Origin of the sequence: Arthrobacter sp. JUb115, from assembly GCF_004365035.1 — a bacterium.
Classification (GTDB): Bacteria; Actinomycetota; Actinomycetes; order Actinomycetales; family Micrococcaceae; genus Glutamicibacter.
The window spans coordinates 155,052-170,787 of record NZ_SOBS01000003.1; the positions used below are offsets into that span (position 1 = coordinate 155,052).

Below are 15,736 nucleotides of genomic sequence, written 5' to 3' on the forward strand. Positions count from 1 at the left end.
TCAGTGACCACTAATCCCTTTGCCGACATCGTCCTGGACGGGTCGTTGCTGCTGGCTGCCCCAGTAGCACTGCTGGCCGGGCTGGTCTCCTTCCTTTCGCCTTGCGTCCTGCCGCTGGTGCCGGGCTACCTCGGTTACGTCACCGGGTTGACTGGTGCGGATCTGAAGGAGCACCGGCGCGGCCGCGTGGTCTCCGGCGTACTGCTCTTTGTCCTGGGATTCTCCGTGGTCTTCATCGCAGCGGGCGTGCTTTTCAGCCAGGCCTCCGCGTGGCTCAGGTTCAACGGCTCCTGGGTCACCCAGGCATTGGGCCTGGTCGTGGTCTTCATGGGCATCGTGTTCATGGGCGGCTTCTCCTGGATGCAGCGTGACCGCAAGATCCACAGGAAACCGCCCGCAGGCCTGTGGGGTGCCCCGGTTCTGGGGCTGACCTTCGGCCTGGGGTGGGCACCGTGCATCGGCCCCACCTTGAGTGCGGTACTGATCATGTCCACCGGTGTGGACGCGAACGTAGGGCGTGGAACGCTCCTGACTGTGTTCTATTGCCTCGGATTGGGTTTGCCCTTCATCCTGATTGCAATGGGGTTGCAGCGCGGCATGCAGGCGCTGGCGTTCTTCCGCAAGCACCAGGTTTTCATCATGCGTTTGGGCGGGGTACTACTCATTGCCTTGGGACTGGTCATGGTGACCGGTCTGTGGGGAACATGGGTAGCAGAACTGCAAAACTGGTTTGCCAATGAAGTGAGGTTGCCAATTTAATGGCGAAACAACAACGGAATTCCAAGGGAACTGGCGACGCGCCTGCTCTGGGATTCATGGGTTCCATGCGTTGGATCTGGACCCAGCTGACATCGATGCCAACAGCCTTGTTCTTGCTGTTGCTGCTCGCCGTCGCTGCGGTACCGGGATCGATCTTCCCGCAACGCGACGCCAACCCCGAATCTGTAGCCCAGTACCTGGAACAGCACACCACCGCTGGTCCATGGCTGGATCGCTTCCAGATGTTCGAAGTGTATTCATCGGTGTGGTTCTCCGCGATCTACATCTTGCTGTTCGTCTCGCTGATTGGCTGCATCATCCCGCGTGTGAAGAAGCACGCCAAAGCCTTGCGCACCCCGCCGCCGAGGACCCCGGTGCGCCTGGAACGACTTCCCCAGTACAGCTCGCATGAAATTCTGGAAGGCGAGACGGATACGCCCGATGACCAGCAGGTCATCGAGGATTCGTTCAGGATCCTGAAGAAGCGCGGCTACCGTGTCGAGCGCCGCGAGGATGCCACCGGGGCCTCGGTTGCCGCAGAGCGCGGGTATACCCGCGAAATCGGCAACCTGCTCTTCCACATCTCGCTGATGGGCGTACTGGCTTCGGCCGCGATCGGCGGAGCCCTGGGCTACACCGGGCAGCGCGTGGTTGTCGAGGGGGAGACCTTCGTGAATTCGCTGGTGGCCTACGACTCCTTCACCCCGGGCACCGGCTTCAATGCCGATAATTTGCCGCCCTTTGCTGTGACGCTGGACAAATTCGACATCATCTTCGACCGCGAATCCGAATCGCATTTCGGACAGCCGCTGGACTTCACCGCCCACGTCAAGGTGCGCGAATCGCCCGATGCCGAGCCAGTGAAGCAGGAGCTGAAGGTCAACCATCCGCTGCGGATCAGCGGCGGTGACGTGTACCTGGTCGGCAATGGCTACGCCCCGGTGATCACCGTCAAGGATGGCAACGGCAATGTCTCCTATTCCGGCCCGGCGGTTTCCATTCCGCAGGATTCGGTCTACACCTCGATGTTCGTGCTGAAGGTTCCGGACGCCGAGCCATCGCAGCTGGGCTTCCAGGGCTTCTTGCTGCCAACCGCACTGGTGGATGAGAACGGCTTCGGCATCTCGGGCGATCCCAACGCCATCAACCCCCAGCTGCACCTGAACTCGTACTTCGGGGATCTGGGCCTTGACGACGGCAACCCGCAAAACGTGTTCGTGCTGGACACGGAGAAGATGGAACCGCTGAACAGCCGTGATTTGGATGCCGGCGGCATCATCCTCGAAGCGGGGCAGACCTACGAGCTGCCCGACGGCAAGGGCTCGATTACCTTTGACGACCTCAAGCGCTTCGTTGCATTGGACATCAATCATGACCCGGGCAAGCTGCCAATCGGCATTTTCTCAGGTCTGGCGCTGATCGGCCTTGCGGTCTCGCTGTTCACCCCGCGTCGCCGCGTCTGGGTGAAGCTGAAACAAGAAAACGGCAAGCGTAGTATCGAGTACGCACTGCTGGCACGTGGCGAGGATCCGCGTCTGGAACGCGAAGCTGCAGAACTACAGAAGATCTTTGACAAGGCTTGGCCATTGGCAAGCCAGGAGCAGAACCAAGGAGCAGTAAATGGATAACGCTGGGGCATTAGCGCCAATCAATGAAACGCTGGGTGAATACAGCCAGTTGTTCATGCTGCTGGCCGCCATGGTCTACGGAGTGGTCTTCATCATTTTCGCCTTGGACCTGGCAAAGACCAACAAGTCCATCAGCGAAATGGATTCCGAAGCGCTCAAGCGCGACGAGGAACTGCTGGTTAGCGCCGGCGGCGCCGTGGGCACCAAGCCCCGTTCGCGCCGGGGTGCCGCTGTGCGTGCCGACAACGTCGGCGAGCATATCGTGACCGACAAGATGGAGTACACGCAGTTGTCGGCCAAGCGCCCCACGGCTCGCATTGCCGTGGTGCTGATGTGGCTGGCCGCTGCCCTGCACGGCGGTGCCGTGGTTTCCCGTGCGATAGCCGCGCACCGAGTGCCCTGGGGCAACATGTACGAGTTCCTGTCCACCGGTGCATTCCTGGTGGCTCTGGTCTTCTTGCTGGTGCTGATCTTCAAGGACCTGCGCTTCATGGGATCCTTCATCTCCGGCCTGGTCACCTTGATGCTGTGCGGTGCCACCATCGGCTTCCCGACACCGGTTGGCCACCTCGTTCCTGCCCTGCAGTCGCCATGGATCGTCATTCACGTCTCCATCGCCGTCCTGGCATCGGCACTGTTCGCCATCAGCTTCGCCATGAATGTGCTGCAGCTGGTACAGCATGCTCGCATGAACCGGCTGGCCGCTGGACAGGACGACAAGCTGCCCTTCATGCGCGTGGTGCCAGGTGCCGGCGCATTGGAGAACTTCGCCTACCGCATCAACACCATCGGCTTCGTGATGTGGACCTTCACTGTCATCGCTGGTGCGATCTGGGCTGAGGCCGCTTGGAGCCGCTACTGGGGCTGGGATCCAAAGGAAGTCTGGTCCTTCGTGATCTGGGTTGTCTACGCAGGCTACCTGCACGCCCGTGCCACCGGTGGCTGGACGGGCCCACGCTCGGCCTGGTTGTCGATCATCGGTTTCCTGTGCGTGGTCTTCAACTTCACCATCGTGAATATCTTCTTCGACGGTCTGCACTCCTACGCCGGAGTCTAGTTCCTAAGAATCCAGCACTGCGAGCGGTTTCCCTTTAGCGGGGAGGCCGCTCGCAGTACTTTAAGCGTTCGTTGCGGGCCCTGGTACTCAAGTGCGGGGCACTGACCGGCGCCTGCCCCCCGTCCGCCCCTCCAGCGCCCGTAGAGGAAGCCCCGCGTCCCTGGCCGCCTGCAAGAATGCCCGAAGTTCTCGCGAGGCATGAAAAAGCCCAGCGGCGCTGGCACGCGTGCTGGGCTGGTTGCCGGGATCCCGGCAGTACTAGGGGGTTATTCGGTTTCAGACGAAGAGCTGTCGGTGCCTTCTGGCTTGTTCTTGCGTTCTGCACCTGGCTTCGGTTCCTTGGCCTCAGGCTTGGCTGGTTTCTCGCCATCGGCCTTCTGCACGTCTTCACGTTTAGTGAGGTCTTGCTCACGCGCTTTCGAGTCGGCTTCACGCTGTTGCTGGCGGCGCCAGACCTCCAGCTGGCGCAGGAAATCCTCATCGTCGTCCGGAGCCATGGACTTCTGCGCAGGGGTGCCATTTGACGCAACAGGGCGACCTAGGAGGAACCACAAACCGGCTCCGATTAGCGGAAGGAGGATGACGACCGCAATCCACGCAGGCTTAGGCAATGAACGAATGCTGCGGCGCTCTGCACGAGCGCATTCGATCAGGGTATAAATCGTCAAAGCAACCGAAACCACTGCGGCGAAAATCAATAAGCGGACCATGCTTCCATTCTAGTGATAATCCTGTTCACAGGTTCACCGGTAGAATTGAGACTATGCAGTTTGTGAAATATACCGTTATCCGCCTAGGCATATTCCTAGCCGTTTTCTTGGGCCTCTGGTTAGGTATGAAGTGGCCAATCTTCGTTTCCGGAATCATTGGCCTGGTCGTGGCCTTCGCGGTGGCCTACCTTTTCTTCAATAAACTTCGGCTAAAGGCGAACGAAGATATCCGCAACGCTTTCAGCAAGACCTCGGCAAACAAGACCAGGATGCAGCTAGCTGATGAAGCCGTTGAGGATGAATTCGACGAATCACAGCGCAAGCAGACCCCTGGCGCCGAGTAAATTTCCCCACGCAGGTTCACCTCGAACTGCATAGCCAGCCATTCACGCATGGCCGGCAGAACAATTAACGAGATGGGCTGGCCGGATCAATTGATCCGGCCAGCCCATCTCGTTTTTCCTTCTGCAGCGGTGGCTAGGCCAAAACCTCGATGGCGATAGCCAAGGAGAAGAGCACCGCATATACGACATTGACCATGCCGGTCTGCTTGAGCACCAGCACCAGCTTTGGCAGCTGCTGCTCGCGAAGCATCAGCAGCGATGGAGCCACTGCAGGAACGAAGGTGAGCAGGATCAGCCACATCCACGGGAAGGCGCTGGTGGCCAGCAAGGGGAGCAGGATGGCTACCGTCAGCATCAGCACGTAGCTCAAGCGGGCATTGTGTTCGCCAAGGCGCACAGCCAAGGTAATCTTTCCCACCTCTTTATCGGTAGGAATGTCTCGCACGTTATTGGCCATCAGCAGGGCGCAGCCAATCAGGCCGGTGCCGATGGCACCCCACAGCGAAGCCATGGTCAGCTGGTTGATCTGGGTGAAGGTGGTACCCAAGGTGGCGACCAAGCCGAAGAAGATGAAAACGTAAATATCGCCCAAGCCACGGTAGCCGTAGGGGTTCTTGCCGCCGGTGTAGCCCCAAGCGGCGAAGATCGCGGCGACGCCTACCAGCAGCAGCGGCCACGAGGAAGAAATGATGACCAGGACCAGACCGAAGATGGCGGCTAGCCCGAAGCAGCCGAAAGCGGCATTGCGCACGTTCTTCGGCTCGGTGAGCTTGGAACCGGTCAGGCGCAGCGGGCCGACGCGTTCGTCATCGGTGCCTCGGATGCCGTCCGAGTAGTCGTTGGAGTAGTTCACTCCGACCTGGAGCAGCAGGCCCACCAGCAGAGCCAAGACGAAACGGAACCAATGAACGGTTCCAGTTTCGCCCAGCGCGGCTGCGGTACCGATGACAACCGGGGCAATGACGATAGGCAAGGTGCGCAAACGCGCCCCAGAAACCCACTGGGAAAGTGTGGCCACTTTCTGTCCTTTCAGGGCAAGCGGAAACTCGTACCCTCTAGTTTCCCGCGATTAGGCGTGCAAGGCGAATCGAGACTAGTCGCGAACGCCTAGTTCTTCGATGACCAGTTGTCGATTGAACTTGCCATTAGGCAGCTGCGGCAAGCCAAGAGGGTAGTGGCGCACGTGCTTGGGCACCGCTTCCTTGCCCAAGGTCCGGCGCACCGCTTCGAAGGCATCGGCGGTATTGGTCGGGCCCGCATAGGCCAGGCCAACGCTGTGGCCCCATTGCGGATCGGGCACCGGGACCACGATTGCCTGCGTGAAGAATTCTTCCAGCAGCCCTTCAATCTTCGATGCCGAAAGCTTGATGCCCCCGGTATTGATCACATCATCGATGCGTCCAATGATCTTCAAGCGCTGTTTTTCAACGGTGCCCAGGTCATCGGTGACGTACCAGCGGACACCATCGCGTTCAATGAAGTGCTCGGCGGTGGCTTCGGGGGAGTTGGCGTATCCGTCGGCGAGCATGGGGCCGGCGACCCAGATGCGCCCCTCATGCGCTGCCAGCTGCACGCCGGGAAGGGCCGTGCCGTTGTAGACCAGGCCGCCGGAAGTTTCCGAGGACCCATAGGTCTGGAAAATCTTCAGCCCATGGTGTCGGGCGCTAACCAGCAGGTCCTTGCTGGCTCGCGCGCCGCCCAAGAGGATGGCGTCGAAACGCTTCAGCGCCTGCAAGGTTTCCGGCGCCGGGTTATCCAGCAGCCGGGCAAGCTGGGTTGGAACCAGCGAGGTGATCCGGCGGGAGTCGATCATTTGATTGGCGGCTTCGGTGAATGCCGTGGCCGAGAAGCTGCCCTCGGTGTCCATCACCACGGGCTTGGTGCCGGCGAACAATGAACGCGTCAGCACGCTCAGTCCCGCGACATAGTGCACCGGCAAGGCCAGCAGCCACTGGCCTTCGAAGCCGAGGAACTCGGCCGTGGCCTGCGCACTGGATGCCAACGCCGAAACGCTGAGCACCGTGCGCTTGGCCCGGCCGGTGGAACCGGAAGTCCGCACCACTGCCATGGGCTGCTCGAAACCTGGCAGGTCCTGTGGTGCCAAGTACTCGATGCGCCAGCCGTTGGGGTTGCTCTCATCGAGCAATACCTCAACGGCCGGCCCCCCGTCATTGGCCGCCGTGGCCAAGGCTGCGAGCAGTTCAGAGAGTTGTCTGTCCATATCCGGTCCTCGTTCCGTCGCGGAAGATTAGAAGTAGTAAGGGTAGTTGGACCAATCCGGGTCGCGCTTGCCCAGGAACGCGTCGCGTCCTTCTACTGCCTCATCAGTCATGTACGCCATGCGGGTGGCTTCGCCAGCGAAGACCTGCTGGCCGGCCAAGCCGTCATCGGCCAAGTTGAAAGCGAACTTCAGCATGCGGATGGCCTGCGGGGACTGGCGGGCGATGTCGGCTGCGTACTCCAGGGCCACCTCTTCGAGGCGTTCGTGCTCTACCGACTCGTTGACGGCGCCCATGCGGACCATGTCATCGGCCGAGTACTCGCGGGCAAGGAAGAAGATTTCGCGGGCGGTCTTCTGCCCGACCTGGCGGGCGAGCAATGCCGAACCGTATCCGGCATCGAAGGAACCGACGGTAGCGTCGGTCTGCTTGAACTTGCCGTTCTGCTTCGAGGCAATGGTCAGATCCGAGACCACGTGCAGCGAATGGCCGCCACCGGCAGCCCAGCCGTTGACGACGCAGAGGACAACCTTGGGCATGGTGCGCATCAGGCGCTGGACTTCCAGGATGTGCAGGCGCCCGGCACGCGCCGGGTCGATGGATTCGCGGGTCTCGCCTTCGGCATAGCGGTAGCCGTCACGGCCACGGATGCGCTGGTCGCCGCCGGAGCAGAATGCGTGTCCGCCGTCCTTTTCCGAGGGGCCATTGCCGGTCAGCAGGACAGTGGCCACGTCGCTGGTCATGCGGGCATGATCCATGGCGCGGAACAGCTCGTCCACGGTGTGCGGGCGGAAGGCGTTGCGCACCTCGGGGCGGTCGAAAGCGATGCGCACGGTCGGAAGGTCGCGCACGATGCTTCCATCCGCCGCTCGCTGGACCTGGCGATGGTAAGTGATGTCGGTGAAGTCGAATCCCTCGACCACGCGCCAGCGCGTTGGATCGAAGACATCGGAGACCTTCTCGGGCAATGCGGAATTATTCAGGCTACTCACCCTATGAATGCTAGTCGGTTTCGTCCGGAACTCTAAGAAAGGAGGAGTAGACTTTTCACGGCCCGACTCGCGGTTGCGCGTGGAATCCCCGCCCGTACGGCTTGGACCATCCAGTGAATCACCGGATTCATTTCACGATTTTTGCACGGATTCATTGAACGCGTCCGTAGGTCAGGAGTTCATCTATGCCATCTGGTCAGCATCGCCCGGCAACCCCGGAAATCAGTGCCGAGGGCTACAAGAAATCCCTGAGCCGCCGCCACGTCCAGATGATCGCGATCGGCGGAGCCATCGGTGTGGGCCTGTTCATGGGCTCCGGCGGGCGCCTGGCCTCGACCGGTCCGGCGCTGGTGCTGTCCTATCTGGTAGCTGGCGCATTGGCCTACCTGCTGATGCGGGCACTGGGCGAACTGATCATGTACCGCCAGACTTCCGGTTCCTTCGTCTCGTATGCGGCTGAGCTCTTCGGCCCCAAGGGCGCCTTCATCTCCGGATGGATGTACGTGCTGAATTGGATCATGACCGGCATTGCCGAGCTGATCGCCATCGGCCTGTACTTCCAGTATTTCTTCCCGAATGTTCCGGTAACCGTTTCCGCGTTCTGCGCGTTGCTGCTGCTGGTGGCCATCAACCTCTTCAGCGCCAAGGCTTTCGCAGAATTCGAGTTCTGGGCAGCTTGCATCAAGGTGACCGCGATCGTCCTGTTCCTGGCCGTGGGTACATACATGGTGGTGACCAACGCACAGGTGGGAGACCACACCGCGTCGGTGGCCAACCTCTTCATCGGCGATGAGAACGGCGAGGGCGGAATGTTCCCCCGTGGTTTCTTCGTCAGCATCCTGGTCCTGAACTCGGTGATCTTCGCCTATAACGCCATTGAACTGGTGGGCATTGCCGCCGGCGAGATGGAGAACCCGGAAAAGGAAGTTCCATCGGCAATCCGTGCGGTGGTCGTTCGCATCCTGGTCTTCTACGTAGGCAGCGTCTCCCTGCTGGCCATGGTGCTGCCATGGAACGAATACGAATCCGGGGTCAGCCCGTTTGTCACGGTCTTCGAGAAGATGGGCCTGGGCTGGGTTGGCAGCGCGATGAACCTGGTGGTGATTACCGCTGCGCTGTCCTCGTGCAACTCGGGCCTGTATTCCATCGGCCGCATCCTGCGCACCATGAGCGGCAATGGGCATGCTCCGCAGTGGCTCGCGAAGATGAACAAGCACTTTGTTCCCTCGACCGGCATTATCACCGTGGGCGTGGTCTATCTTGCCGGCGTCATCCTGAACATCTGGCTCGGAGATTCCTTCGCCTTCGACCTTGCCTTGAATACCGCATCCATCGGCGTGCTGTTCACCTGGGCCTCGATTTTCGGATGCCAGCTCATGCTGCGCAAGAAAAAGGGCTCTGTTTCCTCGCTGCCCATGCCCGGGTCGCCCATTACCGGTTGGGTCGGATTGATTTCCTTGCTGGTTATCACCGTCCTGATTTCTTTCGATACCTTGACCGGGGAAAACGGCGAGGTCTTCCCGGTGGGGCTGTACACGATCGCCACAATTCCGGTGTTCGCCTTGCTGTTGTGGGGCGGATGGCATTTTGCTCGCAAGCACGCCCGGCCGGGCATTGATTTCTAGGCCGCCAGCGATTATGCGCCAGCCGCTAAAGGGAGCAGTTCAACTGATGCGCCCCCTTGGCGGCTGGATGGCTCAGGACGTTCGGTTTTCATCGCGCTGCACCGCAGCGAGGATGCCGGTGTCCAAGGCATCGGGAATCGCGGTGCCGCGCAGCGAAGCGCCGGCGGTCTCCGGCATGAACTTGATGGCGATCGCACCAATCACGCACGCTGCCATCATGTAGATGGCCGGGAAGAGCAGGAAACCGGTGGCATTGATGGCCGCTTCATTGACCATCGCGGCGGTGCCGCCGAAGACCGCCGTAGCGATGTTGTAGGTAATCGCGAATCCTGCGAAGCGCACCTGCGAAGGGAACATCGCCGGGAACGTCGCGGTAATCGTGGCCAACTGCGGAATGTAGAGCAGACCCAGCACGGCGAAGCCGACAATGGCCCAGGCGAAGGACTTGCCCATCAGCCAGAACATCGGTACTGCCAAGACGAACAGGCCAATGACTGAGGCGTACCACATTGGCTTGCGTCCGACCTTGTCCGAAAGCGAGCCCGCAAATGGAATTACGGCCATCATGGCCACCTCGCCGATCAGGATGGTGGCCAGCGAAGCGTTGGGGTCCAGCCCCAACTGGGTTTCCAGGTACGTCGGCATGTAGCTGAGCAACGTGTAGTTCACGACGTTCAGCGCAATGACCAGTCCGGTCATGGTCAGCATGGGGCGCCAGTAGGTGAACACCAGTTCCTTGAGAGACCCGCCCTGCTGGGCTTCGCCGGATTCTTCCATCTCCTGGAAGACCGGCGTGTCCTCCAATCTGCTACGCAGGTACAGGCCGATCAGGCCCATGGGCAAAGCGAGGAAGAATGGGATGCGCCAGCCGTAAGCCATCATGGCCTCCTCGCTGAGCACCACCTGCAGGCCCAGCATCACGGCGGTGCCGAGGGCGAAACCGCCCAAAGTGCCGAATTCCAAGAAGGAACCGAAGAAGCCGCGTTTGCGATCCGGCGCATACTCGGCCATGAAGGTTGCCGCGCCGCCGTACTCGCCACCGGTGGAGAAGCCCTGGATCATGCGCAGCAGCACCAGCAGGATTGGCGCGGCGACGCCAATGGCTTCGAAGGTTGGCAGGATGCCGATGAGGAAGGTGGCCAGCGACATCATGATGATGGTCAAGGCCAGGATCTTCTTGCGGCCCAGCTTGTCGCCCAGCGGGCCCCAGACCAGGCCGCCAATCGGGCGGACCAGGAAGGAGAGGGCGAAGGTGGCCAAGGCCATGAAGGTGCCGCCCTCGGTGGGGAAGAAGTGGGCGGTGATGTAGGTGACGGCCACGGCATAGACACCGTAGTCGAACCACTCGGTCATGTTGCCCATGGCCGATGCCGCAGTGGCCTTGCGAACTTCTTGCCGGCCTTCTTGCGTGTTCATGTCCGGCCCGATGTCATGGTCCAGGTCGGGAGTGAAATTATGTGCATTCGAGTTGTCGTTTGGCTGGCTATGTTCCGGTTGCATTGCTGCTCCGTTGTTTTCAGCTTTCCGTCGACCGATCGCCCTAAGGCCAGATAGGAATTCATCGCCTTGGCCGCGGTCCACGATCCGGGAGTTCCCCGGAGTCGGTTAAATACCAGAGGCTATTCGAATCAATTTCTAAAATCAACCACTGACATGGAATTGATTGCCCGCAATTGCGGACAGAACGGGGGTTGGCCCGTGGCCCGGCCATGTGGTCTCGGCGGCCTTGAAATGCTCAATTGTGAAAATCCGGCGACCCGCGACTTTATTATTGAACGAATGGTCGGTAAGTTTAGGTGTTGAGGGTCACTAACCATTTTGGCATAAGGAGCACAGATGACCGAGGCATTTCTCGTAGGTGGAGCACGCACGCCGGTAGGCCGTTATGGAGGTGCGCTCAGTGCCGTGCGCCCCGATGACCTGGCAGCGCTGACTATTCGCCGAGTCATTGAAGACGCGGGCATCGATCCGGCCGACGTTGATGAAGTCATCTACGGAAACGCCAACGGCGCGGGCGAAGAGAACCGCAATGTTGCCCGCATGGCTGCGCTGCTGGCCGGCCTGCCCGTGACCGTCCCGGGCATCACGGTCAACCGCCTCTGCGCCTCGGGCATGAGCGCCATTACGATGGCCAGCCATATGATCAAGGCAGGAGCTGCGGACATCGTGATCGCCGGCGGCACCGAATCCATGTCGCGCGCCCCCTGGGTGATGGAAAAGCCATCCAAGGCCTTCGCCAAGCCAGGAGCAACCTTCGACACCTCCATCGGCTGGCGCTTCACCAACCCGCAATTCCTCTCCGGCCAGTACTCGCGCGATGGCAAAGCCACCTTCTCGATGCCGGAAACCGCCGAGGAAGTCGCCCGCGTCTACAACATCTCGCGTGAGGATTGCGACCAGTTCGCCGTCGAATCCCACGCCAAGGCCATTGCCGCCATCGAGGCCGGGCATTTCCGCGATGAAATCGTTCCGGTCACTGTCAAGGGACGCAAGGCAGAGAGCATCGTGGACACCGACGAGGGGCCACGGCCAGGGACCACCATGGATGTGCTTTCCGCCCTGCGCCCAGTAGTCAAGGGAGGAAGCGTCGTCACTGCTGGCAATGCGTCGACGCTGAACGACGGAGCGTCGGCAATCCTCGTGGTCTCCGAACGGGCCATCAAGAAGTACGGACTGGCGCCGCGCGCCCGAATCGTCGACGGGCAGGCCGCGGGCCTGGAACCAGAAATCATGGGCATGGGACCGGTCCCGGCGACCCGCAAGGTACTTGAACGCGCGGGACTGGGCATTGACCAGATCGGTGCCATGGAAATCAATGAAGCCTTCGCCAGCCAGTCCCTGGCCAGCATGCGCGAGCTGGGGGTCGATGCAGGAATCGTCAACCGCGACGGCGGCGCCATCTCGCTGGGCCATCCGCTGGGTTCCAGCGGTTCCCGCATTGTCATCACCCTGCTGGGGCGCATGGAACGGGAGCTGGCTTCCGAGCAGCGCAAGCTGGGCATTGCCACCATGTGCGTTGGCGTGGGCCAAGGCACCGCGATCTTGCTGGAAGGCGTCTAGAAGTGGGCGATTTGAACAGCGGGTTCACCACCCTCAAGCTGACGGAAACCGATGACCGCCTCTGGGTGCGCCTGCACCGCCCAGCGGTCCGCAATGCCATTGACCAGGCCATGGTCGACGAGCTGCACACCATCTGCGATTATCTGGAGAAGAATCCCAAGATCCTGATTATGGCTGGCACCCCCGCAGAGGCAGCGAGCGAAGCGAATCCCAAGGGGCGCAAGGGCATCTTCGCTTCCGGAGCCGATATTTCCCAGTTGCGCGAACGCCGCCGGGATGACGCGCTCGCCGGGATCAACTCGGGCATCTTCGACAGGATCGCCAAGTTGCCGATGCCGGTGGTTGCGGCATTGGACGGCTTCGCCCTGGGCGGGGGCGCTGAACTGGCCTACGCCGCGGACTTCCGCATCGGCACCCCCGAGCTGCGCATGGGCAACCCGGAAACGAATCTGGGCATCATGGCCGCCGCAGGCGCCACCTGGCGGCTGAAGGAACTGGTCGGCGAGCCGCTGGCCAAGGAAATCCTGCTGGCTGGCAAGGTGCTCACCGGCGAGCAATGCCTGGCCGCCAACCTGGTGACCGAACTGCATCCGGCTGCCGAGCTGGATGCCGCCGCCGATGCACTGGCAGATCGCATAGCAGCCCAGGATCCGCTGGCGGTGCGCATCACCAAGTCCGTCTTCCATGCTCCGCGCGAAGTCCATCCGTTGATCGATACCTTGGCCCAGGGCATGCTTTTCGAGTCCCAAGCCAAATTCGACCGCATGCAAGCATTCCTAGATCGAAAGAAGAAGTAACCATGAGTGCACAAACCAGCTTCACCACCGGAGCGTTGCCGCAGCAGATGGGCGTGCTCGGCGGCGGACGCATGGGTGCAGGCATCGCCCACGCCTTCTTGACCAGCGGCAGCACCGTTCTCGTTGTTGAACGCGACGACGAGGCGGCGCAGGCGGCCTATGAGCGCGTAGCCGGATCCGTGGACAAGTCCATTGCCCGTGGCCAGATCAGCGAAAGCCGCGAAGAGCTTTTGTCCCGCTTCTCCACCAGTACCGACTACGAGCAGTTCGCCAGCGCGCAGCTGGTGGTTGAAGCCGTTCCGGAAATCTGGGACCTGAAGGTTTCTTCCCTGCAGGCCGTGGAGCAGGCGCTGAACGCCGAGGCGGTGCTCGCTTCGAACACCTCGTCGCTGTCGGTCAGCGGCTTGGCCAAGGAATTGCAGCGTCCCGCGAACTTCCTGGGCTTGCACTTCTTCAACCCGGTTCCCGCCTCCACCCTGATCGAGGTCGTGATCGGCAAGCAGACCGATAAGACCCTGGTGGACGCATCGCGCGGATGGGTTCAAGCACTGGGCAAGACCGCAGTGGTGGTCAATGACGCTCCCGGGTTCGCTTCTTCCCGCTTGGGCGTGGCTATCGCTCTGGAAGCCATGCGCATGGTCGAGGACGGCGTAGCCAGTGCCGAAGACATCGATAACGCGATGGTCCTGGGATACAAGCACCCTACCGGCCCGCTGAAGACCACCGACATTGTCGGTTTGGATGTGCGCCTGGGCATTGCCCAGTACCTGCACGAGACTCTGGGGGAGCGTTTCGCTCCGCCGCAGATCCTCAAGGACCTGGTGGCCCAGGGCAAGCTCGGACGCAAGACCGGCCAGGGCTTCTACAGCTGGTAAACGGCTGAAGCCAGTTGCGACGCCCGTAGCCCGGGCCCGGGGTCGCCGGAATGGCCGCCTAGGGGATCGGGCCCCGGCTGCGAGCGCGCAACACCACATCAAAGCGATTCGTGGCACCCAGCTTTCGCACGGCCGAGGCCGGATAGCTTTTGACGGTGCTTTCGGCTAATCCCAGATGCGTCGCAATCAAGGCGTTGCGCTTGCCCAGCGCCAGATGGCAAAGCACATCCAGCTCACTCGGCGAAAGGTTCGAGGGGCCGTCGATTGCCTGCGGCGCTGGCCCCTGCCCTGGGCGCAGCATCGTGCTGGCCGTGCTGAGCCGTGCGGCGAGCTCCGGATCCTGCACCATCCGCGCAATATCGCGCAGCTCGGTGTAGAGCGCATTGAAATCTTCTTGGCTCAATGCCATCTCTGAGGGGTGCGCGGCCTGCGGTTCGTAGGCACTGAGCACCGCCATGCGCCTCTGGGTCTCTTCATGGACCGATAGTTCCCAAGCGAGCCGGCGGGCCTCTGCTGCGGCGGCGGACAGCATTCCATCGGTCAGCTGCCGGCGGTTTCGCAGTCCGGCATAGATCAGCGCACGCACCTGGTCGTCAACCACGACCGGTACTGCCAGCAAGGCCAGTATTCCCTCGCCGCCAGTTTCCCGGTCATAGCTGTGAATGATTTCCGGGGTCTCATGGTACGAATCCGTGGCAGCCAATTGACGCCGCGATAGCGCCAAGCCGCCTAGGCCCTCACCGGGCTTGACCACCAGGCCACGCAGCGAACCGGTGCGGGTTCCTGCGAAACAAGTCAGGTTCGTACCCGTGGACCGGGCGAAACCGCCAAAGGCAACTGGCAGGCCGGTGCGTGCCGCCAAAGTATTGAGCGTGCGGTCCAAAAGGGCTATTTCGTGCGAAGAATCAGTGGTCACCGGCTACCTCCTTTAGATGGTAGTGATCCGACTCACCATCAATTTAGGATACCTGCTAAAGGCAAGTGATCGGCATCACTTGCCTGGATTGAACTGAACGCTGACACGATGGAGTATCCGCCATGACCGCACTGCTGACCCGAGAAGACCCCGTTGGAATCGCCTCACCAGCCGCACCGGCCAAGCCGGGCCTGGCTGACCCCGCGGCACTGGGATTGGGCGCCTTTGCGCTGACAACCTTTGCGCTGAGCCTGTCCAACGCCGGGATCATTCCAGAAGCTGGCGCCGCCGTCCTGGCGATTGCCCTATTCTACGGTGGCTTGGTCCAGCTGATTGCTGGCGTCATCGAATTCGCGAAAGGCAATGTCTTCGGCGCCACCGCGTTCACTTCCTATGGCGCATTCTGGATGGCCTTCTGGTGGCTGGAAACCAACCCGGAGGTAGCGCAGGCGGCGGGCCCGGCGGGCCTCGGTGCCTTCCTTCTGGGGTGGACCATTTTCACCGCCTACATGACGGTCGCCGCCCTGCGTACCAATGGCGTGCTGGTTGCCGTGTTCACCATGCTGACCGCGGCCTTCATCTGCCTGACTATCGGTGCCTTCACCGGCAGCACGCTGATACATGAACTCGGAGGCTGGTTGGGCCTGGTTACCGCATTCCTGGCTTGGTACGGCTCCTTTGCCATTGTCACGAACGCCACCTGGGGACGCCAGGTCCTGCCTACCTGGGCGAAGTAGGCGGCGGAAAGCTGGTC

15 protein-coding genes are annotated in these 15,736 nt (G+C 61.3%); 9 read left to right on the forward strand and 6 right to left on the reverse strand.

Annotated features, from left to right (window positions below; all coding sequences use genetic code 11):
• The first annotated feature begins 3 nt into the window (after nt 1-3).
• The 3 genes from EDF61_RS06215 to ccsB are packed head-to-tail and all read left to right on the forward strand — an operon-like array spanning nt 4 to nt 3,444.
• On the forward strand, nt 4-759 hold the full coding sequence (locus tag EDF61_RS06215; protein ID WP_105656951.1) for a cytochrome c biogenesis CcdA family protein: 756 nt from the start codon (nt 4-6) through the stop codon (nt 757-759).
• Nucleotides 759-2,387, forward strand: coding sequence for a cytochrome c biogenesis protein ResB (gene resB, locus EDF61_RS06220; protein WP_133833583.1), 1,629 nt, complete (start codon nt 759-761; stop codon nt 2,385-2,387). Before EDF61_RS06215 ends, resB begins: the two co-directional genes overlap by 1 nt.
• Nucleotides 2,380-3,444, forward strand: coding sequence for a c-type cytochrome biogenesis protein CcsB (gene ccsB / locus EDF61_RS06225; RefSeq protein ID WP_105656949.1), 1,065 nt, complete (start codon nt 2,380-2,382; stop codon nt 3,442-3,444). Before resB ends, ccsB begins: the two co-directional genes overlap by 8 nt.
• 266 nt (nt 3,445-3,710) lie before the next feature.
• Here ccsB and EDF61_RS06230 read toward each other — a convergent pair whose 3' ends face one another.
• Nucleotides 3,711-4,154 (reverse strand): PLD nuclease N-terminal domain-containing protein, encoded by a 444-nt coding sequence (locus tag EDF61_RS06230; protein WP_105656948.1) that lies wholly within the window; start codon nt 4,152-4,154, stop codon nt 3,711-3,713.
• 53 nt (nt 4,155-4,207) lie between these two features.
• On the opposite strand from EDF61_RS06230, the gene EDF61_RS06235 reads away from it, so the two are divergent.
• Nucleotides 4,208-4,498, forward strand: a complete 291-nt coding sequence (locus tag EDF61_RS06235; RefSeq protein ID WP_105656947.1) for a DUF4229 domain-containing protein — start codon at nt 4,208-4,210, stop codon at nt 4,496-4,498.
• Between the two features lie 133 nt (nt 4,499-4,631).
• Here EDF61_RS06235 and EDF61_RS06240 read toward each other — a convergent pair whose 3' ends face one another.
• The 3 genes from EDF61_RS06240 to EDF61_RS06250 all read right to left on the reverse strand — a co-directional run bounded on the left by EDF61_RS06240 (nt 4,632) and on the right by EDF61_RS06250 (nt 7,709).
• The gene (locus EDF61_RS06240; RefSeq protein WP_105656946.1) at nt 4,632-5,516 is read right to left on the reverse strand and encodes a 1,4-dihydroxy-2-naphthoate polyprenyltransferase; all 885 of its coding nucleotides are present in this window, start codon (nt 5,514-5,516) and stop codon (nt 4,632-4,634) included.
• A 75-nt stretch (nt 5,517-5,591) separates the two neighbouring features.
• Entirely contained in the window at nt 5,592-6,719 is a 1,128-nt protein-coding gene (locus EDF61_RS06245) for an AMP-binding protein (protein WP_105656945.1), read from the reverse strand.
• A gap of 27 nt (nt 6,720-6,746) precedes the next feature.
• On the reverse strand, nt 6,747-7,709 hold the full coding sequence (locus tag EDF61_RS06250) for a 1,4-dihydroxy-2-naphthoyl-CoA synthase (protein ID WP_181148809.1): 963 nt from the start codon (nt 7,707-7,709) through the stop codon (nt 6,747-6,749).
• 185 nt (nt 7,710-7,894) lie between these two features.
• Between EDF61_RS06250 and EDF61_RS06255 the strand changes: the two genes are divergently transcribed.
• Nucleotides 7,895-9,334 carry an amino acid permease gene (locus tag EDF61_RS06255; RefSeq protein ID WP_105656944.1) on the forward strand — a complete coding sequence of 480 codons (1,440 nt, stop codon included), beginning with the start codon at nt 7,895-7,897 and terminating at the stop codon, nt 9,332-9,334.
• Between the two features lie 72 nt (nt 9,335-9,406).
• On the opposite strand, the gene EDF61_RS06260 is transcribed toward EDF61_RS06255, so the two are convergent.
• Entirely contained in the window at nt 9,407-10,834 is a 1,428-nt protein-coding gene (locus EDF61_RS06260) for an MFS transporter (RefSeq protein ID WP_133833584.1), read from the reverse strand.
• Nucleotides 10,835-11,170: 336 nt separating this feature from the next.
• Here EDF61_RS06260 and EDF61_RS06265 point away from each other — a divergent pair, with 336 nt between their 5' ends.
• The 3 genes from EDF61_RS06265 to EDF61_RS06275 are packed head-to-tail and all read left to right on the forward strand — an operon-like array spanning nt 11,171 to nt 14,066.
• On the forward strand, nt 11,171-12,394 hold the full coding sequence (locus EDF61_RS06265) for a thiolase family protein (protein WP_105656942.1): 1,224 nt from the start codon (nt 11,171-11,173) through the stop codon (nt 12,392-12,394).
• A 2-nt stretch (nt 12,395-12,396) separates the two neighbouring features.
• Nucleotides 12,397-13,191: an enoyl-CoA hydratase/isomerase family protein gene (locus tag EDF61_RS06270; protein ID WP_133833585.1), complete on the forward strand. Its 795-nt coding sequence runs from the start codon at nt 12,397-12,399 to the stop codon at nt 13,189-13,191.
• 2 nt (nt 13,192-13,193) lie between these two features.
• Nucleotides 13,194-14,066 carry a 3-hydroxyacyl-CoA dehydrogenase family protein gene (locus EDF61_RS06275; protein WP_133833586.1) on the forward strand — a complete coding sequence of 291 codons (873 nt, stop codon included), beginning with the start codon at nt 13,194-13,196 and terminating at the stop codon, nt 14,064-14,066.
• A 58-nt stretch (nt 14,067-14,124) separates the two neighbouring features.
• Here the strand turns inward: EDF61_RS06275 and EDF61_RS06280 are convergent, their stop codons facing one another.
• Nucleotides 14,125-14,982, reverse strand: coding sequence for a helix-turn-helix transcriptional regulator (locus EDF61_RS06280; protein WP_133833587.1), 858 nt, complete (start codon nt 14,980-14,982; stop codon nt 14,125-14,127).
• Nucleotides 14,983-15,104: 122 nt separating this feature from the next.
• On the opposite strand from EDF61_RS06280, the gene EDF61_RS06285 reads away from it, so the two are divergent.
• Nucleotides 15,105-15,719 (forward strand): acetate uptake transporter, encoded by a 615-nt coding sequence (locus EDF61_RS06285; protein ID WP_133833588.1) that lies wholly within the window; start codon nt 15,105-15,107, stop codon nt 15,717-15,719.
• Nucleotides 15,720-15,736 lie beyond the last annotated feature (17 nt).